Consider the following 230-nt stretch of genomic DNA (forward strand, 5'->3'; position numbering starts at 1 on the left):
TGAACACACCGGTCATCACCGGCACCGGTGAGGCCAACGCTACCGTCAAGCTCTACGACACGGATGGCAGCACCCTGCTGGGCACCTCCACTGCCGATGGCTCGGGCAACTGGAGCATTACCAGCAGCACGCTGGCCGATGGCAGCCACAGCCTCACCGTCAAACAGTCCGATGCCGCCGGCAATGTCTCCGCCGCCAGCAGCAGCCTGACTGTCGATATCGACACTACC

Annotated in this window: 1 protein-coding gene; it reads left to right on the forward strand. The window is 63.5% G+C overall.

Features of this window, described 5'->3' with window-relative positions:
* On the forward strand, positions 1–230 hold a 230-nt coding region (locus tag ACZ9W6_RS17720; RefSeq protein WP_465192501.1), incomplete at both ends, for an Ig-like domain-containing protein.

Source organism: Vogesella lacus, assembly GCF_979366295.1.